The sequence below is a fragment of the uncultured Algoriphagus sp. genome (genome assembly GCF_963974365.1).
Taxonomy (GTDB): domain Bacteria; phylum Bacteroidota; class Bacteroidia; order Cytophagales; family Cyclobacteriaceae; genus Algoriphagus.
Genome location: NZ_CAXBBX010000013.1, coordinates 40,683 through 65,485, shown reverse-complemented (window position 1 = coordinate 65,485; position 24,803 = coordinate 40,683). Strand labels below are relative to the sequence as shown.

Below are 24,803 nucleotides of genomic sequence, written 5' to 3'. Positions count from 1 at the left end.
TCTTAATTTAGTTTGCTAATTCTATAATTTAATTTCAAATATTGAGTACTACTTCTTATAAGCCTACAAGGCAACAATCGCAACGTATTAAACACCACTACTTATATGGAAGCTTCATGGATTGAAAGGCTTAAATATGTAACGCCCTGTCTTCGGTAGCTGCCAGACAGGCCTCCTTAAAGGTCTCGGAAAAAGTAGGATGCCCATGCGACATTCTTGCAATATCTTCGGCAGATGCCCTGAATTCCATCGCTACCACTGCTTCGGTATAACTGTCCGCGATGCGTGGGCCTATCATGTGCACTCCCAATATCTCATCTGTTTCCTTATCTGCAATTACCTTGATAAAGCCATCGGTATCCATACTTATTTTTGCCCTTGCATTGGCCTTGAATGGAAAAGATCCTGTTTTTATATTTTTATTGGCCTTTTTCAATTCTTCCTCTGTCAAACCTACTCCTGCAACCTCGGGTTGGGTGTACACAATATTTGGGATGAGCGAATAATTGATATGTGGTTTTTGGCCAACAATCCGTTCGGCTACAAATACGCCTTCTTCACTGGCTTTATGGGCAAGCATTGCTCCACGGATCACATCCCCTATGGCATACACCCCCTTGACACTGGTTTCGAGGTTTTCATCTACCTTTATCTGTCCTTTTTCGTTGGTTTCCACTCCTATATTTTCAAGGCCTAAATTGACGGTGTACGGCTTTCGGCCAATGGCCATAAGGCAATAATCTCCTTCTAACAATATTTCTTCTTTATCGGAAAGGTTTTCCGCTTTCAATTCCACTTTGTTATCTGTTGCTGTTGCATTTGTCACCTTATGTTCCAAATAAAACTCAATCCCCTGCTTTCTTAGGGAACGGTGCAATTGCTTGCCCAGTGCGCCATCCATAGTGGCGATTAGGCTATCAAGATATTCCACAATGGACACCTTAGCCCCCAAACGGGCGAACACGGAACCTATCTCAACCCCGACAACGCCCCCACCAACAACCATTAAATGGTCGGGGATTTCGCTTAGAGCAAGGGCTTCGGTAGAAGAGATGATCCGTTTTTTATCGATTTCAATATTGGGCAGCGAAGCGGGTTTGGACCCTGTGGCAATGATGATTTTATCAGTTTCTATAGTTTCCGTTTTATCTTCGGCCTTGATCTCAATTGTGTTTTTATCCTTGATGGTGCCGTGGCCTTCATAAACGGAAACATTGTTCTTTTTCATCAGATAGTCAACGCCATTGATGATTTCCTTTACCACATCCTGAACCCTTTGGTTCATTTTTTTGATATCGACATTGGCTTCTTTTACATCAATCCCAAAATTTTCAAATTGATGCCTGAGTTTATAATAATGTTCCGAGGCTTCCAGCCAGGCTTTTGACGGGATACAGCCCACATTTAGGCATGTGCCACCCAAAGTGCTGTACCTTTCAATAATAGCCGTTTTTAACCCTAATTGAGCACTTCGGATGGCACTTACGTACCCGCCAGGGCCAGAGCCTATTATAGTTACGTCATATTTTTGCATATTCACATTTTTTAAAGTTAAAGTTGATTATTGAGCCGTTAAGGTTCAGTTTTCTGGCAGGTCCAACCTGTTGCTTTCCCTATGACTTTTTGTAAACTTCTTTTAGCTTTTAACACTTTACATTATTCAAGTTTCTCATTTTTTATAAGCCAATAATCTCAAAGCATTAAACACCACTACCAGGGTAGAGCCTTCATGGATAAGCACAGCAATACCGATATTTGCAAAGCCGAAAACCGTAGCGGGTATCAACAAGGCTACTATGCCCAAACTTACCCAAAGGTTTTGCCTGATTATGCCTTTGGCCTTTCTACTTAAACCGATGGCAAAGGGCAAGGTTTCCAGCTTGTCAGCCATCAGGGCAATATCAGCTGTTTCCAGGGCTACATCACTGCCCGCTGCTCCCATGGCAATACCTACGGTGCTGTTGGCCATGGCCGGGGCATCATTCACGCCATCTCCTACCATCGCTACTTTGGATTCTTTCTCCTTAAGTTCTTTGATGGCTTCTACTTTTTCTTCCGGCAGCAAGCTGCCCCAGGCATCCGTGAGGCCAATCTCTTTGGCCACTGCATCGGCTACTTTCTGGTTATCACCCGTGAGCATGATCATACGCTTGATACCAAGCTTTTTCAGTTGCTCCAGGGTGTTTTTAGCTTCTTTTCTGGGCGTATCCATCAAGGCAATGATGCCAATGTATTTGTCATTTTGACGGATCAGCATGGTGGTATTGCCCTCAGATTCCAGTGATTTAACTTTTTCTTCTGTTTCCTTAGAGGGCTTTTTGTCATCCAGCGATTCAAACAGGTCCAGGTTGCCGATGTACACTTTGTCATTACCCAAGGTGGCTTTGATTCCTTTGCCCAACACCGCTTCCAGGTCTTTTGCATCAGGCACATCAGCACCCTTCAGTCGCTCTTTCCCATCCCGCACCACAGCTTTGGCCAGCGGATGGTCGCTCAGGCTCTCTACGGCTATGGCTATTTTCAATAGTTCGTCTTCCTTTACATCACCTAAAGCCACTACTTTGGTGAGCTTGGGCTTACCTTCTGTTAGTGTTCCGGTTTTGTCAAAAGCCAGGGCGGTAAGTACCCCCAAATCTTCCAGCGGACGTCCACCTTTGATCAGCACCCCGCCTTTGGCTGCCCGGGCTACTCCGCTCAGCACTGCACTGGGGGTGGCTATGGCCAAAGCGCAAGGGCTGGCTGCCACCAATACGGCCATTGCACGGTAGAAGCTTTCGCTAAAGGTTTCGTCCAATACTAAAAATGCGAAATTGAGTATGACCACCAAGACCAATACGGAAGGCACAAAATACTTCTCAAATTTGTCGGTGAGCCGCTGCGTAGGTGATTTCTGAGTCTGGGCTTCATTCACCAATTTTACCAAACGGGAGAGGGTAGAGTCCTTCGCTACTTTAATGACTTTGATTTCCAGCGTATTGTTGCCATTGATGGTACCCGAAAAAGCACGGTTCTCGTCTTTGATGTCTTTTTCCTGTGACCAGTCTTTATCGGGATTATCCACCGGTTCTTTATCTACCGGCACACTTTCCCCGGTGATTGGTGCCTGATTCACACTACTTGTACCACTGACAATCACGCCATCGGCTGAGATTTTGCTATTGGGCTTCACCACAATTATGTCGCCTATGCTTAGTTCTTCTATACCTACTTCTTCCGTTTTACCATTTCGCTTAACTAATGCCGTTTTAGGAGCGAGATCTGCTAAAGCAGCAATGGATTTACGGGCTTTGTTCATGGCATAGTGTTCCAGCGCATGCCCCATGCTAAAAAGGAAGAGGAGTAATGCACCTTCCGCCCATTCGCCCAGAATTGCCGCTCCAATGGCCGCTACCAGCATCAGGAAATCAATCTCAAAGCCGCCTTTGGCCACTGTTTGAATGGCTTCTTTGGCTGTGAAATAGCCACCAAAGAAGTATGCCCCGATGTATAATGCGAGGCTCACCCAGGAAGGCACAGCCTCTACATAAGACAATCCAAAGCCAATTCCGAGCAATGCTCCGCAGATGATAGAAAAAATCAGCTCGGTGTTTTTACCGAAAATGCCTCCATGCGAATGTTCATGATCTTCACCTTCCTCATGTTCATGTTCCTTATCAGCTTCTTCTTTTTGCTCTTCGCCTTTTTCGGCTTCATGTGTCTTTTTTATGTACCGCTCGACTTCTACTTCTGTAGATAGAATATCTAAACCTTCTTTGCGCAATACAGTAAGGATTTTTTCATCGTTTATTTTTGCTGTTTCAAATTCTAATCCGATCATACCCGAAGCAGATACTGCGGACTGTAAAACTCCATCTAATCTATTGAGTGCTTCTTCAATTTTTCTGGCATGACGGGTATGACGAATCCCTTCTACCTCAATTAACCGGTGACCGTATTTATCAATAATGGAAGCACCTGTACGTTTAGCTAATTTTTGTATCTGATCAATCGTAATAAGCTCAGGGTTATAGTGAAAGCATAGCTGTGGTACGCCATTGTCGGTTTCGTCTGCTACATGCACTTTTTCAAGGCCTTCTTTATCCTGAAGTTGTTGAATAAGTTTTTGCACACATTGATCCTTCTCGTCCGGTACTTCAGGCAGGAGTAATGGTATTTTTATTTGTAGCTTTTTCATAATTGAATTTATATAGTCTGTTTAAACATTCTTGCATTTTGATATCTATAATACAATTAGTGGTTGAATATACCGGAGTATTTCAATGGATTGGTATAGTGGGACATTGAAAACATCGTGATTATTCATTTTCAGAATAATCATAATTTTCAGTCTCCTTATAGTTATTCTGCTTCGTGCCGATCACCAAAGTAATGACACCACCTATAGCAGCAATTAGAGAAGCCATTAAAATACTGATTTTGGATACCTTGATAATCTCAGGATTGTCAAATGCCAGGTTGGTAATAAACAGTGACATGGTGAACCCTATACCGGCTATAAGGCCCATACCAATAATATGCCGCCATTTCAATGAAGGATGCAGTTCTGCAATACCTAATTTCTGACCGATAAATGCGAACAATCCAATACCGGCAACTTTACCCACGGCAAGCCCTAATAAAATACCAAGCCCAAGAGAGCCCGAAACCACTTCCATAAACCCGACATCCAGTTTTACACCTGCATTGGCAATGGCAAAAATCGGGATAATGAAAAAAGCATTAAAGTCAATTAAACTGTTTTCTAACCTGAGCAATGGTGGCCTGGCATTTTCCGTGTCTTTTTTAATAGCTTTCAGTATTTGTCCTTGGCGCTTATCCTGCATGGGGTCACGGTTTTCAATATCTGTTTCTTCTAATGCTTTGATATTATGAACGGTACGCTCCTTTAAAACCTTACTGTCCAATTTGGGTTTTACAGGTATGGTTACAGCTAAAAGCACCCCTGCTATAGTCGGGTGAATGCCTGAATTCAGGAAGCAATACCATAAAGCGACTCCTCCCACAATGTACCAGAAGAGGTTTTTTACCCCAAAACGGTTTAACAGTAACAAAAGGATGAATACGCCTCCACCAGCACTGAAGTACAGCCCACTAAGCTCATTGCTGTAAAAGAGTGCAATAACGAGTATTGCCCCCAAATCATCCGCTATGGCCAGCGCCACCAAAAAGATTTTTATCTGAGCAGGTACCCGTTTACCCAACAGGCTAATGATGCCCAAAGAATAGGCAATATCTGTAGCCATAGGGATTCCCCAGCCATTGATATTTTCCGTACCGTAGTTAAAACCTGCGAAAATCAGTGCGGGTAAAATCATACCACCGATTGCTCCCATGAGCGGCATAGAAGCTTTTTTGAAGGACGATAATTCGCCCACCATTATTTCCCGCTTCAGTTCCATGCCGGCCACCAGAAAGAATATGGCCATCAGCCCGTCATTGATCCATTCCTCGGTGGTCAGACCAAAAGAAAAATGTTCGGATAGTTCAAAGAGAAATTCGTCTTTCAGATAGTGGTGGTAAGCATCTGCCCAAGGGGAATTGCCCAGCACTAGGGCAATAATAGTTGCGCCAATTAGAAGCAATCCTCCGGTGGTCTCCCTGTCTAGAAACTTACGGGCAGTTTCTCTAATATATGCTAATCCGGAGTTGCTAATTTCTATTGACCGATCCATTCCTTCGCCTTTTGCTTTTCCTGGAGGTCAAAAAATTTGACTTCTGAATCTGTAAACAAATCCATGGCTTTGGCCGCCCATTCCTGCCATTTTTTGTTTCCTTCAAATTCCGTTTTGCCATAATCTGATAAATGTGCGGTATCTACCTTTAGGCCTTCCCATAAACCTTCCAGCTTGTAGCGGCGAAGGTTTTCCAATTCAAAGTAGAAATCTACCTTATTTCCCTTATCGATGATATGATGTATGAGCGGATGGATTTTTTCTATGCCTTTTTTTGTGATCTTACCGCTCATTTCAGCGGTAATTAAGATTTCCTTTTTAGTTTCCTGTAGCTGTATCATTTTCTTTTAACTTTAATTTATATTAATTCAAGAGTGTTTTCTATATTTCATTGCCTCTTGCATATCCAACTTCCACATTCCATTTTCATCGTTCGCATAAATTTTCTACAAGCCTTCTTTTCCCTAAAGTTGTTGAATAAGTTTTTGTACACATTGATCTTTTTCATCCGGTACTTCGGGCAGGAGTAATGGTATTTTTATTTGTAGTTTTTTCATGTTCTGATATTTTTCTTTTTTAAAAAAGGGAAATGATGTGAAATCAATAATAGAATAAGCAAGGCGGATGTGACACTCCCGATAAGGTACATGCCATATCCAATAGCAATTCCTACAGCCGCAGTGGCCCAAATAGTAGCTGCGGTTGTCAAACCTGAAATGAAATTTTTGGATCCATCTTTGAAAATGATACCGGCACCCAGAAAGCCAATGCCTGAAACAATATTGGCAACAATGCGGGTCTGATCCGCCACTTCAATATGGGCGTTGATAATCGTTATCAAGGTTGCGCCCAGGCAAACGGCAGCATACGTTCTGATTCCTGCGGCATGCCCGTCAATTTCCCTGTCGAGTCCTATCAAAACACCGAGTACCAGGGCGACAAGTAGTCTGGGTATGAGCGTTATTTCAGTTTGAAAATCCATTGTTATTGTTTTGTGTTATAAAACATAATAGTCTGTCGGTTTTTTCTTTTCAGGTACATCCGTTTCTCCAATCATTTGCCTGATGTTTATTTCTATCGTTTCCGCCAGGTCTGTCATGGGCGTGTCCAAAGGCTGGTTCTCAAAGGGGTCCTGCATGAGAATGGAGGTTTTTTCGATGGCAATAAAAATGATCGGGATACCAATAGTAAGGCCTATTTCTACTGCCAGGTATTTATCTGTCAGGCCAAACGGCAGCATGGTGGCAAACGCATAAATGATCAAATGGATCAACAGGCTGTGTGCTTTGGGGAAAACCGTGTTTTTTATGCGTTCGCACTTGCCCATAGAATCACATAATCTGGCGATGGTGCTATCGATTTGCACCTGCTGAAAATCATTGACCATACCTTTTTCTTTTGCCTTCAATAAGGTTTCAGAATGTTCTGACAATAAAGCATTTGGAATATTAAAAGCTTCGGTCTTCTTGGATTCTGTATATTTAATGACCCTGTGGGAAAAAGGTAGTTTTCTTAGTGATTCTCCGAGCGCATAACACCAAATGATCTGACGATTGGCCATTTCCCCGACCAGGGCTTCATAGCTATCGTTGCTTCTTTCAAAAAATGAAACACACTGCCTGACCAGCGTTCTGGAATCATTTACAATAGCACCCCAGATAATACGGGCTTCCCACCACCGCTCATAGGCTTGATTGGTTCGAAAACCCAACAGCAAGGCTACCGCAGTACCAAAAACGGCAGTGACGCCAATAGGAACCGAAATTTTGTCAAGAAATCCGTATTGATCGAAAATGCCTACCACAACCGCATACAAAGAGATAAGTACAATATCAACCTTAATGGTTTTGATAAAGTCAAGTATGGATATTCTTTTATTTAAGAGCATTTTAATTCAGTTTTGTTGATCTGATTTTGGTTTTATAGTTACTCCAAAAATAGAGCAAGAGCATAAGCAACAGCAGCGCTACTTGTGCCGATATCGTTTCAATAGTGGGATATATTCCCAGCCAATCTACACTCACCGATACAGGAAAACCGGTAACGGATAGCCAGCCGGCTTCCTGAATGGAATGAACGCCCTTACCGATCAGGATCAATGCTAGAAGGGTAATTGCCCAAGCCGAATAGCGAAACAACTGCCGAACAGGTATCCTTTTAGAATACCTTACAAACAGGACAGCAATGAGGGCGATTAATGCAAAAGCGGCCAAAACACCCAGACCAATGGATGATTGATGAGCCGGTTGCGTTTCCAGGCTGATAGCCTGTAAAAACAAAATGGATTCAAAGGCTTCACGAAACACCACCATAAAGGAGAAAAAAGCAATACCAAACATTTTGTCTTTTTTTAGCTGTTTGCCTATTTTTTCTTCGATAAACTTTCTCCAATTTTTAGCATGTGAGTGGTCATGCAACCAGAATCCTACGAAGGCCAGGACGATCACTGCCACCAGCGAAATCATTCCTTCCATGATCTCCCGGTTTTTACCGCTTATACCAATCACCCAATCGGTGAAAAACCATCCTGCCACTCCTAACAATATGGCGGTTATCCACCCTCCGTGTACCCAGGGTATAGCCTTTTTTAGTCCTGATGAACGAATAAGAGCTAGGATAAGGGCCAGGATCAAAAATGCTTCCAGCCCCTCTCGCAACATAATTGAAGCTGACAATGCAAATGACATCCAATAATTAAGCTTTTTGTCCTGCATCATTTCCTCTGCCTGCCCCAGCATGGCAAGACCATTGTCAATTTCCTTCTCAACTTGTGCTTTGTCACCTTTACTTTCGATTACCTCCCGGATCTTAAACATTTGCTGCTCCAGGCTGGCTGTAAAAGCAGGGGCATTGGCCTTTAGTCTTGCCTCCGATGGCTCGATACCCTCCAGGTAAGCTGCCAGGGCATCTTCTCGTGCAGAGGAGTAGCTGCCGGAAGTATAATTTTGTAAAGCGCTTTTTAAATAATTTCTTGCTTTATCAAGCGAATATTTTTGTGTATTATCCTCGGGAGATTGTGTTCTCAGTGCAGCTAGCAACAACTCTGGGTCAGCGCTATCATTATTGCTCAGACGTTTGACCAATTCCACATCAGAGAGGGTAGCCACCTCCTCTAAATTCACTGTATTGTTTGCCTGATCAAACTTCTGTTGAAGGTTGCTATTTTGGTCAGGTTGGGTTTTAAAACGGAGAGATTTTACATAAAATGCAAGGTCCCAGATCTCTTTATCGGATAAGGTGGCAAAACTCTGCATGGCAGTACCTTCCACACCCATTTTTATAGTGTTATATGCCTGAAAGGGCGAGATTTGCTGCATCAGGTTAGCATTAAGAAAATTGGTAGGGGCAGGTTTTAAGCCTGCCGCCAACTTACCGTCTCCCGCTCCATTCACTCCATGGCAGGGTGTGCAATGCTGCACATACAAATTCTTCGCATTTTCAAGGTTCGGCCAAACAAGGGGAGCCGTTTTAAGATTGGTAGTTTTGATAATGTCTCTTCTGACTTGTTGCGCTAAGGTGTAAATACTTTTATGAGGAGATTTATTTTCTATCTGCTTTCCTAATTCTTTTAACTGTGACAGAATAAGCAGCTTGTTATCCTGCGGCAGATCACTTTCTTCAATGAGCAAATACACTTTGTCACTGAATTCCTGCATTTCTGCAAACTCCCCTTCATCTATTATTTCGCCATTTTGTACTGCTGCGGTATAGTCTCTTGAAATGTAGTCCAGCAGATGAATGGTGGTTCGCAGGCTACTATCATCCTTGCTTGCCATTACGTTATGCGGAAAAATGCAGAGCAGTACACCTACCGTAAAAATTGTATATAATGAGTTTATTATCATCTATTTAGTCCTTTAAAACCTCTCTAATTACATTTAGCTATCTATTAAGCACACTCCGGTTTGGTTTAAAACTTCATTTTCTGGATTCTTATAGCATTCAAAATAGCCAGAAAGGCCACACCTACATCTGCAAAAACGGCTTCCCACAAAGATGCTAAACCTATGGCTCCCAGGATCATCATGATTAATTTTACCCCGAAGGCCAGGGCAATATTCTGCCAGACCACCTTACGTGTAGATCTACCTATTTTTATAGCCATTGCAATCCTTGAAGGCTGATCTGTCTGGATGATCACATCAGCTGTTTCAATCGCCACATCACTCCCGAGACCACCCATGGCTATCCCCACATCACTGACTGCCAAAACGGGTGCATCGTTGATCCCGTCACCCACAAAAGCAATGCTGGCTGATGGATCTTTCTTCATTTCTTCCACTTCATGAAGCTTATCCTCCGGTAACAAACCGCCTTTGGCTTGTTCTAAGCCCAATTCTTTCCCAATTTTTTCAGTAATTGATGGCTTGTCGCCCGACAGCATAATGATTTTCTTAATGCCGGCATTATGCATTTGCCTTACAGCTTCCACCGCATCTTCTTTCAATTGGTCGGCAATGGTAACGTAGCCGGAAAATAGATCATCAATGGTGATCATCACGATAGATTCAACGATGGTATCTGTCTCCGGTGGGACAGCAATATTATGAGCTGTCATTAATGCTTTATTGCCCACTAAAACAGTTTTATTATTGACTTTACCTTTTAACCCTTTTCCTGCTATTTCGCTTACATCAGAAGCTGTATGGTGCTGGCCATTTAATTCATACTCCATAATGGCACGGGCAATTGGGTGGGTCGACTGCTCCTCCAGGGCCAACAGATAGGACATCATTTCATTTTCGGAAATAGCTACTGGTTTGATCTGTTTGATCTTAAACACCCCTTTAGTGACCGTGCCTGTTTTGTCCATAACCACTGTATTTACTTTAGTCATGGCATCAAGAAATGAGGCTCCCTTAAACAGGATGCCGTTTCTTGAGGCCGCACCTAATCCACCGAAATAGCCCAGTGGAATAGAAATTACCAATGCACAGGGACAGGAGATTACCAGGAAGATAAGCGCCCTGTATAACCAATCCTGGAATACGTAACTATCCACAAAAAAGTAGGGAAGAACGGTGAGGCAGATGGCAAGAAATACAACGATAGGGGTATATATCCGGGCAAACTTTCTGATAAAAAGCTCTGTTTTTGATTTCCTTGCCGTGGCATTTTGTACCATATCCAAAATCCGGGCAATGGAGCTGTCGTTAAATTCTTTGGTCGTTTCCAGTTCTATTACGCCTTCAAGGTTGATGCTTCCCGCAAAAACCTTATCTCCTTTATATATAGTGTCAGGTTTACTTTCCCCTGTGATCGCTGCCGTATTGACGCTGGCCTTTTCAGACAAAAGAATACCATCCAAAGGAATTTTTTCTCCTGTTCGCACCTGAACCTTTTCCCCGATATGCACCGTTTCCGGGTTTACCTCTACAAAATCATTGTCCCGATATACCAAAGCGATATTAGGCCGTACATCGAGCAATGCCTTTATATTGCTTTTAGCCCGTGTCACTGCAGCATTTTGAAAGAGTTCACCTACCGCATAAAACAACATCACGGCTACACCTTCAGGATATTCACCTATAGCAAACGCTCCTAATGTAGCAATGGACATCAGGAAGAATTCAGTGAAAAAATCACCTTTCCTGATGCTTTCCCAGCCTTCCTTGATCACAGGAAAGCCCACGGGAGCATAGGCTAAACCGTACCATACAGGGCGAACCCACCCCTTAAAAAATGGCAGTAGATTAAAGTAATCAAGCGAGATACCGACTATCAGCATTGCAAAACTTACAATTGCCGGCACATACGTTCCTAACTTCATTTTACTCTCAGAATTCGCGGTGGATACCTTCTTTTTATTAAGATCGCTCAGATTTATTTTTTTCTTTTTTGTCATAATGCAAACAGTTCAAAATGGTTTTGCTTTTGAAGGATACCTTTAGCCACTACATTGTGAGCAAACACCCTTCACCACCAGATTTACTTCATTTTTGCTGAAATTCTCAGGCAACTCAAAATGTGGAATCCTGAACTTTGGAAGACAATAGGTCTTTCCACATTTGTCACAATGAAAATGGATGTGGGCATCATCATGCTTACCTACATCACAGGCATCTGAACAAAGTGCATACTTAGGAACTCCTGTGCCATCATCAATGCTATGCACCATGCCATTATCTTCAAAAACTTTCAATGTTCTGTAGATGGTAGTCCGGTCAGATTTCTCAAAGTCTTTATATAGATCTGTAAGGCTTACAGCTGACTCACGTTCCAACAGGTATTCCAAGACCAGTAGCCGCATAGCGGTTGATTTGATATTGTGTTGCAATAGGTTTTCTTCAAGTTCTTTTATAGTGCTCATAACTTATTTTTTCTTAGTATTACCTGTGTAAACTGTAACTTTAGTGTTTCGCCTATTTCCGGTAAAATTGATTTCAGGCCTATTTCCGTTGTGTTAACATCTCCGGTAGCGCTCAGCATACATGCTATGGCCTCACCTCCGTTAAAGTGTTTCAGGTTGCCAGAAAGAACAATCTGAAATGTACTTTCACCTGCCGTTACTTTTAAAGGCCAGTTAAACGAAATCGGAGCATGTGGCTTACTTATAAAATCATCTACAGGGATAAAGCCTGAAAAGGAGATTATATCAGCATTGCTTATCTGCTCATTTAAATAACCAATACCGGTATCTATGGTTTTTAGTTCTAGCTTTCCTGAAATTTCTTTGGTATTATAATCCAAAAAAAGAAACAGCTTATGGCTTTCAGCAATTATCCGTTCATTATTTATTTCGGCCACCATCACGATATGCCCCTCGGTAGTCTGGTACATGGATTGACCCTCAGCCACCCATGTTTGCGCAAAAAATAGCAGGGTAATAAATATAATTTTCATGCTTAACGTCCATTTAAATTTTCTTCGATGTAATTGAGCGCCTCAGGGATGTCCAGCTCACGGGTACCGTTTCCGGTGCGGATATAAAAGTGTGAACGGTCGTCCTGATGCAGATAGACCGGAGAGTGCGCATGTTTAATCTCAAGATGACAGACATCAAGCCCTTCTATTTGGTAAAAAGAAACATCTACCAGAGCGCAATAATTTGCCCCTAATTTGGTGGAGATCAGTTGCATTATATACTGCTCAAAACCATCTCGTCCCGGTTTTTTTAACAACGGTAGTCCTCGATCAGACCCAGTGGTTCACCATCATCATCAATACCTATGAATAGGTGTCCACCTTGGGTATTCATAAATCCGGCAATTGTTTTGGCTACTACCTCTTCCAAAGCTTTATTCGGCTTAAACTGCCTCAAGTCCCATCTTAAGGTAGATTTAAACTCTACCTGTTGGTTTTCTCCTGCCGCAATCAACTCCTTGATCTCCTCCAACCTATCCCTTCTTGTGGTAAGCTGAAATATTTTTTGCCTGACCATAAACATCAGTGCCAGGGCAATGCCCAGTAAGCCGAATAGCAATTTGATGATGGCCTGATCTAAATCCCATGAACTAACTTCCTGCTGATATGAAGCAAGCAGGTATTTCCACCAGTTGCCATTATCTCCCTGCATGTCATACATGTGAAGTGAAATAGCCAGGGGCTGTATCACAAATAGTCCAAAGGCTAATCCAATAAGTATATAAGCAAATACTTTCCGTTTTTTCATTTTATAATATCCTTTTATAAACCACAGGTGTCACCTCGCTTGGGATACACCTGTGGCTCTATAACTACTTCTTCTTATCCTGAAGGACTTTCCTCTTTTGTTCAAATTCCTCATCGGATATCTCGCCCCGGGCATATCGCTCTCTCAGGGCTTCCATGGCCTTATCCTTTCGTCTGTTTTGTCCGGGAGTAGGGTATGGAATTAAGAAAATCCAGAATAGAAGGATAAGCCACAAGATCCACCAGATCCAGTGCATTCCTCCGAAATACCAATCATACATCATAACTGTAGGTTTTAGGGTTAAACATTTATTTAATTGTCATTTACAATTACCGGTGATTTACCATCGGTTACAATTACTTTGGTGTTCTTAGAGCCGACCAGATCCCTGGTGATTTCCAGGCTCTTATATTTGATGAGCCGGTCATTCAGGGTGGCGTTGATGATGGCCTGCTGCTTTTTTATTGCATCGGCCTCTATCAATAACCTTTCAGCCTCTTTCTTCTGCTTCTCAATGTTGAAATTGATTTGCATACGCTCTGTAATGATGGCCATCTCCTTTTCTTTCTTTTGTTTCTCCAGCTCAAAATCCAACTGATTCCTTTTTATTTCATTCTCGATTTTTGTCTTCTTGGCTGTCTCGTCTGCATTGAGCTGAGCTTCGATGGTTTCCACCACTGCCTGTGGCAAATCGACTTCTTTAAGCATTACGAGATCCATGGCAAAACCATATTCACCGATTACCTTATTCATTTTTTCTTTAATGGTATTTTCAATCGTATTTCGTTCGGTAATCAACTGAGTGGCCTTATAATCAAGTCCCGTTTGCCGAAGGATGGTAATCAAATTATCCTCAATGACCGTTTCCTGATAACCGGCACCAAAATCCTGATAAATACGAATGACCGAATCAGGAACAATATGATATAATATGGTTATTTCAGAGCTTACCTCAATCCCTTCTTCTGTATGGAAATTGAGTTCCCGGGAGTAGTTGACAATCCGCGTATCAAAACGTTCTATTTTCCGCCCGATAAACCCCATAAAATGATGAGGGCCCGGTTTCATTACCGTTGGTTTCACCTTGCCAAAATGCACATCTACACCTACCTCTCCCGGTCGCACAATAGCACATCCCTGAAACAGCATAAATGCGATGATCAAGGGAACTAAGACTTTTATAGCTTTCATAATAATATCATTTTAATTTTTCAAATTATCTCTACATTTTGGACACCAGCTCCCCTGCATCACACTATCAGCGGTAGCCTGGAAACGATGACCGTTTTTACATTGCCACCTTAGGGGTGTTTTGGAGTTTATGTATTCCTTAGAAAGACACTTACCTCCCTTTGCATGAGCCATGGACTGCATTTTCTCAATCCCGTGGGGAACGTTGTTAGCACATAAAGGGCACCAGCTTTTCCGTATTTTCACACTAAATGGGGTGGCCTGCCACCGGTGGCCTTTTGCACATTGCCACCACAACCTGGACTTGCTGTTGATATATAAATCCGAAAGGCAAAGCCCGCTCCGTTCCCTGGCTAATTGCTGCATTTTTTCAATTGGTGACTCCATAATTTTTCACTTCATATCAAATCTTTTGATAGACTTTCCGGTCTTTATTCTGTAGGCATCATCTATTTCCGATACGTAAATAATGCCATCGCCCGGTTCTTGCGTTTTGGCTTTGCCGCATATTAATTGCACGGCTTTGTCCATTTCTTCATTTTGGCAGACCAGCTCCAGCTTAACTATCGGGCTATCGGTAAAATGAAAGTCCAGGGAAGGTGAAGCTTCAGGATCTTTATGAGCTCCCGTACCTTCTCCCTTGGATAGCGTTACACTTTCAAATCCTGCATCTCGCAGAGATTCTACTACTACCTGTACTCTTTTTGGTTTTATAAATGCTTTTATTTCTTTCATCTTTTTAGTCGTTATAATTTTTAATCAATTAATTTGGCTATGGGCAAAAGGCAGTTGACAAAAGACACCTTCATCTATTTCTTGGTTTGGACTTTTCAGGATGCTCTACCATATGATTTATCATTCTGCCTACTTCCTCAGACTTACTGATCAATTCATTATATTTTTCAATAGTTAAATAATCGCAAGCCTGTGCAAAATCGAGTGAAATCTGCGTTTCGGAGTTTTCCATATCGGCATCACTCATCTTACTTGAAAAGTGCTTTGGATATTGACGTTTTCTATACCCTTCACCAATGGCCCGACACACTGAGCGCGATGACCTTCTCAATTGGTCGGTCAATGCATATTTCTCCTCAGATGGAAATGTTTTTGTGATCTCAAACACTTCCATTGCCAGCGAAAAAGCCTTTTTAAAAACCGTCAAATCACGAAAACTACCTGCCATAATTATTTTTGCTTATTCGTAATACTGCCAACTTCCCCCTTGCCAACTGCCTTTTCCTTTTTTTGCCAACTACTTATTGCCAACTCATTAGTGACTATGAGAGGTCTGGCTTTTCTTCATTTCAGAAATCAGGTAATAGGCGTTGTTCCATGCTACCTGGGTGCCGTCAGGAAGTGGTTCTAATAATTTAATCTCTACCCATCCATCTTCTGTCATGCCTGTTCGCACTTCCACTGCTTTAAATGCCCATTCGGTCTTTCCATCTTCTTCATGCGCTTCTGCCATAAAAATATAAGGCTTGCCTTCTTCTTCTATAATGGCACTTTCAGGTAAGGCTTTTACCTGATTATTTCCGGTACGTATTTTACCATTGATATACATGCCCGGGATCAGAAAATCTTCCTTTTGATCTATCTCTGCGTGCACATGTACCGCTTTCGGATTTTGCTCAAACTGTTTGCCTACCGAATAAATTTTGGCTGTTAGCGTATTTCCCGGAACAGATTCCACAGTAAAAGACAACTTTTGTCCTTTCTTCACTTTGTGAACATCCTTTTCAAATACCATCAGATCGGCATGGATGTGGTCGGTATTGACGATCATAAACATCTCGGTCTGAGGATCTACATATTGGCCAACCTGAACCTCTACTTTTTCAATGTATCCATCTATAGGGCTTACCACAGGTACGTACTGGTAAATATCACCGTCCTGTACTTTTTTCACATTCAGACTGAGCTGCTTCAATTGGGCTTCATAGCCTTTCACCTCTCCTTTCATGGCCTGGTAGTCTGCCTGTATTTGCTGATAAGTTTTTCCGGAACCTACTTCCTCTTCGTATAACCTTTTCTGCCGTTGATTTTCTTTTTCCAGAAACTGTAATTGGCTATAAGCCCGAACATAGTCCGTCTGTAACCGGGTCAGGTTGGGGTGAGAGAGATAGGCCAATACCTGCCCCTTACTCACCTGATCTCCTTCTATCACTTTGATGGAAGTAACATTGGCTCCCAGAATAGCGGTAACAGTGGCCTCATGCTGAGGAGGAACTTCTAACTGTCCGTTGGCCTCAACCACTCCGGAGAGTGCCCGGGTGGGCAGAGTATCTACCTTAATACCCAAACTTGCAAATTTCATATCAGAAAGATGGAGCTCGGCCATTCCTTCTTCACTATGACCTTCTTCTTCACCTTCGTGCCCAGCCTCGCCCTCACTGTGTTCTTCGTGAGAAGCTTCACCTGAGTTATCAGCCGACTTGTTGCCGCAACCCGTAAATACTGATACCATCAGTACCAGTGCTACTATATATATAATTTGCTTTTTCATTTCTTCTATTATTTGTCTGACTTTATTATTGACTTTCAATTCCATCATTAGTTTGTTGTTTTTAAGTAGTACTCCAGTTGGTAGCGACTGTCCAGGTAACTGCCAAAGGCATTCCAGGAGTCTACCTCTATGCGAATGGCATCCCTGATGTTTTGCAGGAAGGTCACATAATCAATAGCACCTTCCCTATACGCCAAAATAGCTCCGTCCCTTTGCTCCTGAGCCAATGGTAGTGCTTCATCCCGGTAGTAGTTCCATGAATAAAGCCATTTCAGGTACTGTTCTTTCATTCCCTGATAGGCCGCATTCAATTCCAACTGGTTTTGCCGCAAGTTTTGACTAGCAATATCCCGGTTAATTTTGGCCGACTGTGTCCTGCCAAGCTCAGGCCCGAAGAACAAAGGGATCCGAATACCGATTTGGTACTGATATAATCCTGATTGCCCATCAACTTGTTGTCGTCCGTATTGGCCTTGCAACTGTGGAAAAAACTGCGAACGCCTTTCTTTTATGGTCGCATCCGCTACATCTACCCGTTGTTTTGAAACATTTAACATAGGATGATTCATCAGGGAATCGGCCACATAATTGAGCGGTTCATCCAACTGAGAAGTTGGAACATCCGGTACGGTAAAGAGGGTATCATTGGCAAACCAAAGGTTGAGCCGCTGCATGGCACTGAGGTAATCCCGATAAGCCTGCTCTTTTTGTATCTGTACCTGATTGGCCTGATTGGAGGTAGCCAGGTATTCCAGTTTAGAAGTAGCTTCAGTTTCCAAACGAATTCGTGCGGCTCTTTCAATATCGGTAAAAATCGAATCCAACTGCTCATACACCTGGTAGTTGTTTTTGGTGGCATACACCATCGCCCAGGCCTGGCTCACTTCCCTTTCCAGTTCTATCACGGAAAGGTCAAGGGCAGATTCGGCCAGTGCCACTCGTTCTTTTTGCAATTTCAAACGGGATGCTATACCAAAAACATCAATATTTTGCTGCTGGATGCCAAATTGTGTGTAGACACCATCCGATCCATTGCCCACTTCCTCTTTACCAGTAAATATTTGGGTATTCCCTAAGTCCCAAGCTGTTTTCTTTAAGGCCTGTTGGCTTTCAATTTCCAAACGTGCCGATTGAATTTTAGGATAATTTTCTACTGCGCGCTTTCTTGCTTGTTCTAATGTAATCGTTGAAAGGCTGTCTTTCTCTTGTTCTTGCTGCTGTGCATTTGCCACAGCCGGTAAACCAAACAATCCACCACAAATAATCAATATGATGATGACATTGGCATTCGGTGCTTTCAGGCTTTTTCTTCTATCATTTCTTCCTTCTACAAGAGTGTATAGCACTGGGAGCACTACCAGAGTAAGCAATGTGGCTGTAAGCATACCACCAATTACCACAGTAGCCAAAGGCCGCTGCACTTCTGCTCCTGCAGATGCTGAAAATGCCATGGGTAGAAATCCGAAAATGTCTGTAGTTGCAGTCAACATAATAGGTCTGATTCGTTCTTTAGTTCCTGTTAGAATTCTTTCGCGAATGCTGGTTACGCCTTCTTCTTTCAATGAATTAAAGCGATTGATCAAGACCAGCCCGTTCAATACAGCCACCCCGAAAAGCACAATAAAGCCCACACCAGCTGATATGCTAAATGGCATGTCTCGCATCCAAAGCGCAATTACGCCCCCAATAGCTGCCAGGGGAATCGCTATGTAGATCATAATAGACTGAGAGAATGACTGCAGGGCAAAATAAAGCAACACAAAAATCAGAAATAAGGCTATTGGAACTACGATCATTAATCGTCCCTTCGCCCTTTGCAGGTTTTCAAATTCACCACCATAAGTAATGTAGTAGCCCGGTGGTAAATCCAATTCCGCATCCAGTTTTTCCTGTATATCCGTTACAACAGACTCTACATCACGGCCCCTGGTATTAACACCCACGTAGGTCCTGCGGAAAGTATTGTCGCGGGAAATCTGCATCGGTCCCGGCACATAGTTGATATCCGCTACTTCTTTGATGGGCACTTGTGTACCGTCCGGCAGGTCAATGTACAAGGTGCGCAAATCTTCTATGCTTCTCCGGTGATTTTCATCAAACCGGATCACCATATCGAACCGTTTTTCCCCTTCAAAAATGACACCTGCAACACCTCCGGCAAAAGCTGCACTCACATATTCATTCAGCTTTTCAATATCCAACCCGTATTGTGCAATCTTTTTGCGATTGTAGCGCACAGTCATCTGTGGCAAGCCGGAAGTACGTTCAGGGTTTACATCACCTACTCCCGGAATAGTTTGAATGATCTCACCCATTTCCTCAGCTTTTTGCGCCAGCACATCCAGATCTTCACCATAGAGTTTCACGGCCACATCTTCTCTTACCCCGGTCAACAGCTCATTGAACCGTAACTCTACCGGTTGGCTGAAAACAAGGTTGACACCCGTCAGTTTTTCATCCAGTATTTCCTTTATCTCTGCAATGAGCTCTTCTTTAGTTTCTACTGTTGTCCATTTATCCATATCCTTTTCAAGAATAATGAACATATCGGCTATGTCCATGGGCATAGGGTCAGTAGGAATATCAGCTACACCTATTCGGGCCACAGCTGTTTTGATCTCAGGGAAATTGTCAAGTAAAATATTTTCAATCTTGGTAGATACATCAATTGCTTCACTCAATCCGCTTCCCGGCCGAATCAATGCCTGCATAGCTAAATCCCCTTCATCCAACTGCGGGACAAATTCTCCTCCCATACGTGAAAAAATGAACCCTGACAGTCCGAGTAATACAATAGCCACAATGATGACAATGGTTTTGAACCTTAAAGCACCTTTAAGTAATGGTACATAAGCCCATTGAATGCCATCTATAATTTTGTCACTTACCTTTTCCAGCCAGCGTTCAAACTTCCCAAACCAGTTTTTCTTGTTTTGGATAGGTTTCATGAATAATGCCGACATCATCGGAACATAAGTCAGACATAAGAAAATGGCACCAATCATGGCAAAGCCAAAGGTGTAGGCCATGGGCTGGAACATTTTACCTTCAACCCCAGAGAGGAAAAGAATTGGGGCAAATACAATAAGAATTATAATCTGTCCGAAAAATGCAGAGCCCATCATTGTACTGCCGGCATCATAAGCCACCTCATCCATCACACCTTGGTTGAACTTAATTTTTCCTGATCGGATCCGTTTCTGTATTTCATAGACCGTTCCTTCTATGATGATCACCGCACCATCTATAATAATTCCAAAGTCTATAGCGCCAAGGCTCATCAGGTTGGCCCATACATTGAATTGCTTCATGAGTATGAAGGCAAATAATAGGGAAAGTGGAATAGTGGTAGCAGTAATAATACCCCCACGAACACTTCCCAACAATATTACCAGGGCGAATATCACAATGAGGGCTCCTTCCAAAAGATTTGTTTTTACGGTGCTGGTAGTTCTTTCAATCAGGGAACTACGATCAAGAAATGGTTTTATTTCCAAGCCTTCCGGTAAAGACTTCTGCACTTTTTTCATGCGCTCCTGCACATTCTGGATGACAGAATTAGGGTTTGATCCTTTGAGCATCAGCACCATACCACCAACAGCTTCCTGCCCATCCTGGGTGAATGCTCCATAACGAACCTGACTTCCGAAATGTACTTTCTCTGCTACATCACCAATCGTGACAGGAATGTTGTTTTCATTCCGTACTACTATTTCCCGGATGTCGTCAAGCGAACGCACAAGACCTTCTCCACGGATGAAATTGGCCATGTTGTTCTTCTCTATATATGCACCTCCTGTATTTACATTATTGCGCTGAAGGGCTTCAAAAACTTCTGAGATGGATACATTCAGTGCGTTAAGTTTTTCAGGATTGATAGCGATTTCATATTGCTTTATTTTACCCCCGAAGGCATTGACATCCACCACACCATCTACCAGTGTCATCTGGCGTTTTACAATCCAATCCTGGATTGTTCTAAGCTCAGTAGGAGAGTATTTGTCTTCATAACCAGGCTTAGGCTTGATGGTATATTGGTATATTTCACCCAGTCCGGTGGTTATAGGCCCCATAGATGGACTACCAAATTTCTCGGGGATTTTATCCCTAACCTCATTAAGCTTTTCCTGTACCAATTGCCGGGGTTTGTATATCCCCATTTCGTCTTCAAATACGATGGTAACTACAGATAACCCAAAACGGGATACGGAACGAATTTCTGTAACGCCCGGCAGATTCCCCATGGCTAATTCCACCGGGTAGGTGACGAACTGTTCTATATCTTCTGTGGCAAGGTTTTGAGACACAGTCATTACCTGTACCTGGTTATTTGTTATATCAGGTACTGAACCCAGGTTGATTGTGGACATGGAGTATATGCCCACTCCAATGAGCGCCAACGTAAGCAGGCCCACGATGAATTTATTCTTTATTGAAAAAGAAATGATTTTATTGATCATACGACTTTAAATTATTTGACATGGAAAATAAAGAAGTGAAGAAGCCTGGCAATGGTTGCTATAATGAGAATTGCACTAATCAGCACAATAAAAAACCATTTCAGCACAGTTTTTATGGTGATTTTCTTCCTTCTCTTTTTCCTTTTTTTCGTTTTGATTTTATTCAGTTTTTTCAACTTTCTGAATAGGGTTGAACACAGTAAAAGGATGCCTTTGAGTACTAAAGGCTCATTTAAAGAAAATGTCTGAGTGGTAAGTAAAGTACCCGGTCAGTCCTGATAAAAGGGACTTTAACGCGCATACTTATCCTGTAAGGCAAGAAGGATTACGATTTGGGGGGCTTGAGAAAATCGGAGATTTCAATGCTTCTGAAATCCTGAAAATAAGAAGTGTAAACCACAGGTAGTTTTACTAGGTGCGTAAAATTAACCCCTGCTGTAGATAAAAAATGTACGTGACAACAATGGCAAAAGCATAAAGGAGAACAACCGTTCCAAGCCTGATTTTGATCCTGGTCATGATTATTATCAGCGGAATTAACCACCGTGATATTTTCTGAACTATCCCGCTGCGGTATGGTATCCGCACAGGCTATCCCTGCCAGGGCAATGAAGTAGAAGCTCAATATGTAACATAAGATTTTCACTATTGTAAATTTATGGATTAATACAATGCAATGGTATTGCAAAGTTTGATGAGGAATTGATTTATTTCTCAAATTCCTGATTGAGGAATAAAATGAGCCTCTATCTGAACAAGTGTTTAGTTGATATTTTTTATAGGCTGACAATCACCTCAACCTCAAACTATTCCCAATCACACTCACGGAGCTCAGGCTCATGGCTGCTGCGGCCAGCATCGGGCTTAAAAGCAATCCAAAAAATGGAAACAGGACACCTGCTGCTATAGGGACACCAATTGTGTTATAGATAAAAGCGAAGAAGAGGTTTTGTTGAATGTTACGCATTACATCCGTACTCAACTTCCTTGCCCTTACTATTCCGTCCAACTCACCCTTTACTAAAGTGAGGCTTGCACTTTCTATAGCTACATCGGTACCCGTTCCCATGGCGATACCCACATCAGCTTGTGCCAGGGCCGGAGCATCATTAATGCCATCACCGGCCATGGCTACTTTTTTGCCTTGCTGCTGCAGGGCTTTCACTTTTTCATATTTGTCTTCAGGCAACAGGTCGGCTTCAAAACCGTCCAATCCTAATTTATCGGCCACTGTCTTAGCCGTATTTTTATTATCACCGGTAAGCATAATCACTTCCAGCCCCTGGTCCTGCAAGTTCCGAATAGCCTTTGCTGAAGATTCTTTGATTGGATCTGCTACACTAATAAAACCAGCTACTTCATTTTCTATAACGACAAACATTACAGTTTGACCCTCCATTTGTCGCTTTTTAACATAATCAACAAATTTAGGTTTCAACTTTAGACTGAATTGCTCTAATAGCTTTATATTTCCTATAGCAACTTTTTTATTATTAATTCTGCCCATGATCCCTTTGCCGGTTATGGACTCAAAATCATCAACTGGTTCAGGTTTAATTCCTTTAGCCTCCGCACCTTTAACAATAGCGTGTGCAAGGGGGTGCTCACTATTATTTTCAAGAGAAGCCACCAAGGCAAGTATTTCTTCCTCAGAATAGGTATTATTTATAGCTTTTACCTGTTGCAGGACAGGCTTCCCTTCCGTAATCGTTCCGGTTTTATCAATAACCAGTGTATCGATTTTATGCATTTCCTCAATAGCCTTGGCATCTTTTACCAATACACCTTGCTTGGCACCTTTTCCCGTTCCAACCATAATGGACATTGGTGTAGCTAATCCAAGAGCACACGGACAGGCAATAATTAAAACCGTAACAGCAGTGGTAAAAGCATAAACAAGGGAAGGTTCGGGGCCCCATACTGCCCATACAGCAAAAGAAATAATGGCAATAACTATGACTATTGGCACAAAATAACCTGACACTTTATCAGCCATATTTTGTATTGGCGCTTTTGTGCGGCTTGCTTTATTTACCATGTCAATAATCTGTGAGAGTAAGGTATCGCTCCCAACTTTAAGAGCCTTCATCTTAAAAGTTCCGGTTTCATTTATTGTACCTCCAATCACAGGATCACCTTCGGCTTTCTCAACAGGCATTGGCTCACCAGTGATCATAGACTCATCAATGCTGCTTTTTCCACTTGTTATTTCTCCATCTACAGGAATCTTTTCCCCAGGTTTGATCTTGATAATATCTTCCATAAGAACCTCTTCCAGCGGAATTACTTGTTCCTGCCCATCCCGAATAACAGTTGCTTCCGGTGGAACCAGGTTGAGCAATTCCCTAATGGCTGAATTTGTTTGTCCTCGTGCCCTTAGTTCCATCAGTTGTCCTAATAATATCAGAGTAAGGATCACAGTGGCTACTTCAAAATATAAATGTACAGTGCCCTCCTCAGTTTTAAACTGAGCAGGAAAAAGCTCAGGGAACAATAAGCCAATTATGCTAAAGATATAGGCAGCCCCTGTACCTATTGAGATCAATGTCCACATATTTGGGGATCTGTTAACTATTGACCGATACCCCCTTTTGAAAAACTCCCAGCATGAATAAAAAACTACCGGAGTGGAGAGGATAAATTGGATCCAACCGTTGGTTTTCTCATCAATGAAAAGGGAAATATCAACTCCAACATATTGTGCCATGGAAAGAAAAAGCACAGGTACTGTAAAGATAGTAGCAATCCAGAATTTCCGTGATAGCTTTTTAAGTGCCTCTTTTTCATCCTCCTGATCTTCTTTTGTAACATCCACCGGTTCAAGGTCCATACCGCATATTGGGCAACTGCCGGGTGCATTCTGAATAATTTCAGGATGCATGGGGCAGGTGTATTCAGTAGCAATTTTATCTGAGGCTTTATGTTCTTTCACCAGATCCATACCGCAGACGGGGCAATCACCCGGCTGATTATATTTTTTATCGCCCTCGCAAAGCATGGGGCAATAATATTGGCCATTGGTTGAAAGTGATTTGTCTGGGTTACTATGTTGCTGATTATCTTGCATATTAGTTGTGTTTTTTAAAGCTGAATACCTTGGATCAATTAATTTACCTCTACTTCAGGAGTAATCTCCTGAGAAAAATACAGAAAGGAATATCCAGAAGGACTAAGACAAGAACTGCCTTCGGTCCTGGCTTCCGTTCATAACTCATTTTTTGGTAATAAAAGCCGACTTATAATGAAAATCAAAAGAGGAAGAATGGTGAATTGAAGTACTGGTGAAATCCCCACCTCCACCCAAGGTATTAGAGGCATACTCTCAGCATAAGTCCAATCCCCTCTGGAACTGTGCCATACCT

Annotated in this window: 20 protein-coding genes; all 20 read right to left on the bottom strand. The window is 42.3% G+C overall.

Annotation, left to right across the window (positions count from 1 at the left end):
• Window positions 1-130: 130 nt before the first annotated feature.
• On the bottom strand, window positions 131-1,534 hold the full coding sequence (gene lpdA, locus AACZ87_RS17445; protein WP_339869028.1) for a dihydrolipoyl dehydrogenase: 1,404 nt from the start codon (window positions 1,532-1,534) through the stop codon (window positions 131-133).
• A 135-nt stretch (window positions 1,535-1,669) separates the two neighbouring features.
• Window positions 1,670-4,174, bottom strand: coding sequence for a heavy metal translocating P-type ATPase (locus AACZ87_RS17440; protein WP_339869026.1), 2,505 nt, complete (start codon window positions 4,172-4,174; stop codon window positions 1,670-1,672).
• Between the two features lie 121 nt (window positions 4,175-4,295).
• Window positions 4,296-5,672, bottom strand: coding sequence for a Na+/H+ antiporter NhaA (gene nhaA, locus AACZ87_RS17435; RefSeq protein ID WP_014022487.1), 1,377 nt, complete (start codon window positions 5,670-5,672; stop codon window positions 4,296-4,298).
• Window positions 5,657-6,013: an STAS/SEC14 domain-containing protein gene (locus AACZ87_RS17430; RefSeq protein WP_014022488.1), complete on the bottom strand. Its 357-nt coding sequence runs from the start codon at window positions 6,011-6,013 to the stop codon at window positions 5,657-5,659. Before AACZ87_RS17430 ends, nhaA begins: the two co-directional genes overlap by 16 nt.
• A gap of 212 nt (window positions 6,014-6,225) precedes the next feature.
• A complete protein-coding gene (locus tag AACZ87_RS17425; RefSeq protein ID WP_014022489.1) occupies window positions 6,226-6,654 on the bottom strand; it encodes an MgtC/SapB family protein in 429 nt (142 codons plus the stop codon).
• A gap of 15 nt (window positions 6,655-6,669) precedes the next feature.
• On the bottom strand, window positions 6,670-7,560 hold the full coding sequence (locus AACZ87_RS17420; RefSeq protein ID WP_339869023.1) for a bestrophin family ion channel: 891 nt from the start codon (window positions 7,558-7,560) through the stop codon (window positions 6,670-6,672).
• A gap of 1 nt (window position 7,561) precedes the next feature.
• On the bottom strand, window positions 7,562-9,448 hold the full coding sequence (locus AACZ87_RS17415; RefSeq protein WP_339869021.1) for an FTR1 family protein: 1,887 nt from the start codon (window positions 9,446-9,448) through the stop codon (window positions 7,562-7,564).
• Window positions 9,449-9,582: 134 nt separating this feature from the next.
• The gene (locus tag AACZ87_RS17410) at window positions 9,583-11,517 is read right to left on the bottom strand and encodes a heavy metal translocating P-type ATPase (protein ID WP_339869019.1); all 1,935 of its coding nucleotides are present in this window, start codon (window positions 11,515-11,517) and stop codon (window positions 9,583-9,585) included.
• Window positions 11,518-11,559: 42 nt separating this feature from the next.
• Window positions 11,560-11,982, bottom strand: a complete 423-nt coding sequence (locus tag AACZ87_RS17405; RefSeq protein ID WP_339869017.1) for a transcriptional repressor — start codon at window positions 11,980-11,982, stop codon at window positions 11,560-11,562.
• Window positions 11,979-12,515, bottom strand: a complete 537-nt coding sequence (locus AACZ87_RS17400; protein ID WP_014022492.1) for a hypothetical protein — start codon at window positions 12,513-12,515, stop codon at window positions 11,979-11,981. The genes AACZ87_RS17405 and AACZ87_RS17400 overlap by 4 nt, the downstream gene beginning before the upstream one ends.
• A gap of 2 nt (window positions 12,516-12,517) precedes the next feature.
• Window positions 12,518-12,751: a hypothetical protein gene (locus AACZ87_RS17395; protein WP_339869015.1), complete on the bottom strand. Its 234-nt coding sequence runs from the start codon at window positions 12,749-12,751 to the stop codon at window positions 12,518-12,520.
• Between the two features lie 35 nt (window positions 12,752-12,786).
• Window positions 12,787-13,284, bottom strand: a complete 498-nt coding sequence (locus AACZ87_RS17390) for an ATP-binding protein (RefSeq protein ID WP_339869013.1) — start codon at window positions 13,282-13,284, stop codon at window positions 12,787-12,789.
• 64 nt (window positions 13,285-13,348) lie between these two features.
• Window positions 13,349-13,567, bottom strand: a complete 219-nt coding sequence (locus tag AACZ87_RS17385) for an SHOCT domain-containing protein (protein WP_014022494.1) — start codon at window positions 13,565-13,567, stop codon at window positions 13,349-13,351.
• Window positions 13,568-13,596: 29 nt separating this feature from the next.
• Complete coding sequence (locus tag AACZ87_RS17380; RefSeq protein WP_339869011.1) at window positions 13,597-14,475, bottom strand: SPFH domain-containing protein; 879 nt, start codon at window positions 14,473-14,475, stop codon at window positions 13,597-13,599.
• 393 nt (window positions 14,476-14,868) lie between these two features.
• Entirely contained in the window at window positions 14,869-15,210 is a 342-nt protein-coding gene (locus AACZ87_RS17375; protein ID WP_014022495.1) for a P-II family nitrogen regulator, read from the bottom strand.
• 70 nt (window positions 15,211-15,280) lie between these two features.
• Window positions 15,281-15,658 carry a four helix bundle protein gene (locus AACZ87_RS17370; protein WP_014022496.1) on the bottom strand — a complete coding sequence of 126 codons (378 nt, stop codon included), beginning with the start codon at window positions 15,656-15,658 and terminating at the stop codon, window positions 15,281-15,283.
• Window positions 15,659-15,745: 87 nt separating this feature from the next.
• On the bottom strand, window positions 15,746-16,981 hold the full coding sequence (locus AACZ87_RS17365; RefSeq protein WP_041935369.1) for an efflux RND transporter periplasmic adaptor subunit: 1,236 nt from the start codon (window positions 16,979-16,981) through the stop codon (window positions 15,746-15,748).
• A 47-nt stretch (window positions 16,982-17,028) separates the two neighbouring features.
• Window positions 17,029-21,441 (bottom strand): CusA/CzcA family heavy metal efflux RND transporter, encoded by a 4,413-nt coding sequence (locus AACZ87_RS17360; protein ID WP_339869006.1) that lies wholly within the window; start codon window positions 21,439-21,441, stop codon window positions 17,029-17,031.
• A gap of 325 nt (window positions 21,442-21,766) precedes the next feature.
• A complete protein-coding gene (locus AACZ87_RS17355; protein ID WP_339869004.1) occupies window positions 21,767-22,087 on the bottom strand; it encodes a DUF6660 family protein in 321 nt (106 codons plus the stop codon).
• Between the two features lie 144 nt (window positions 22,088-22,231).
• Window positions 22,232-24,508, bottom strand: coding sequence for a copper-translocating P-type ATPase (locus tag AACZ87_RS17350; protein ID WP_233756338.1), 2,277 nt, complete (start codon window positions 24,506-24,508; stop codon window positions 22,232-22,234).
• Window positions 24,509-24,803: the final 295 nt, after the last annotated feature.

Bases quoted from the DNA above. Each gene is read 5' to 3' on its own strand.
- AACZ87_RS17390 (WP_339869013.1), bottom strand. From the start codon at position 13,284: ATGAAAAAACGGAAAGTATTTGCTTATATACTTATTGGATTAGCCTTT.
- AACZ87_RS17395 (WP_339869015.1), bottom strand. From the start codon at position 12,751: ATGCAACTGATCTCCACCAAATTAGGGGCAAATTATTGCGCTCTGGTA.
- AACZ87_RS17440 (WP_339869026.1), bottom strand. From the start codon at position 4,174: ATGAAAAAGCTACAAATAAAAATACCATTACTCCTGCCTGAAGTACCG.
- AACZ87_RS17405 (WP_339869017.1), bottom strand. From the start codon at position 11,982: ATGAGCACTATAAAAGAACTTGAAGAAAACCTATTGCAACACAATATC.
- AACZ87_RS17360 (WP_339869006.1), bottom strand. From the start codon at position 21,441: ATGATCAATAAAATCATTTCTTTTTCAATAAAGAATAAATTCATCGTG.
- AACZ87_RS17400 (WP_014022492.1), bottom strand. From the start codon at position 12,515: ATGAAAATTATATTTATTACCCTGCTATTTTTTGCGCAAACATGGGTG.
- AACZ87_RS17350 (WP_233756338.1), bottom strand. From the start codon at position 24,508: ATGCAAGATAATCAGCAACATAGTAACCCAGACAAATCACTTTCAACC.
- AACZ87_RS17425 (WP_014022489.1), bottom strand. From the start codon at position 6,654: ATGGATTTTCAAACTGAAATAACGCTCATACCCAGACTACTTGTCGCC.
- AACZ87_RS17410 (WP_339869019.1), bottom strand. From the start codon at position 11,517: ATGACAAAAAAGAAAAAAATAAATCTGAGCGATCTTAATAAAAAGAAG.
- AACZ87_RS17380 (WP_339869011.1), bottom strand. From the start codon at position 14,475: ATGAAAGCTATAAAAGTCTTAGTTCCCTTGATCATCGCATTTATGCTG.
- nhaA (WP_014022487.1), bottom strand. From the start codon at position 5,672: ATGGATCGGTCAATAGAAATTAGCAACTCCGGATTAGCATATATTAGA.
- AACZ87_RS17365 (WP_041935369.1), bottom strand. From the start codon at position 16,981: ATGAAAAAGCAAATTATATATATAGTAGCACTGGTACTGATGGTATCA.
- AACZ87_RS17370 (WP_014022496.1), bottom strand. From the start codon at position 15,658: ATGGCAGGTAGTTTTCGTGATTTGACGGTTTTTAAAAAGGCTTTTTCG.
- AACZ87_RS17420 (WP_339869023.1), bottom strand. From the start codon at position 7,560: ATGCTCTTAAATAAAAGAATATCCATACTTGACTTTATCAAAACCATT.
- AACZ87_RS17385 (WP_014022494.1), bottom strand. From the start codon at position 13,567: ATGATGTATGATTGGTATTTCGGAGGAATGCACTGGATCTGGTGGATC.
- AACZ87_RS17415 (WP_339869021.1), bottom strand. From the start codon at position 9,448: ATGGCAAGCAAGGATGATAGTAGCCTGCGAACCACCATTCATCTGCTG.
- AACZ87_RS17430 (WP_014022488.1), bottom strand. From the start codon at position 6,013: ATGATACAGCTACAGGAAACTAAAAAGGAAATCTTAATTACCGCTGAA.
- AACZ87_RS17375 (WP_014022495.1), bottom strand. From the start codon at position 15,210: ATGAAAGAAATAAAAGCATTTATAAAACCAAAAAGAGTACAGGTAGTA.
- lpdA (WP_339869028.1), bottom strand. From the start codon at position 1,534: ATGCAAAAATATGACGTAACTATAATAGGCTCTGGCCCTGGCGGGTAC.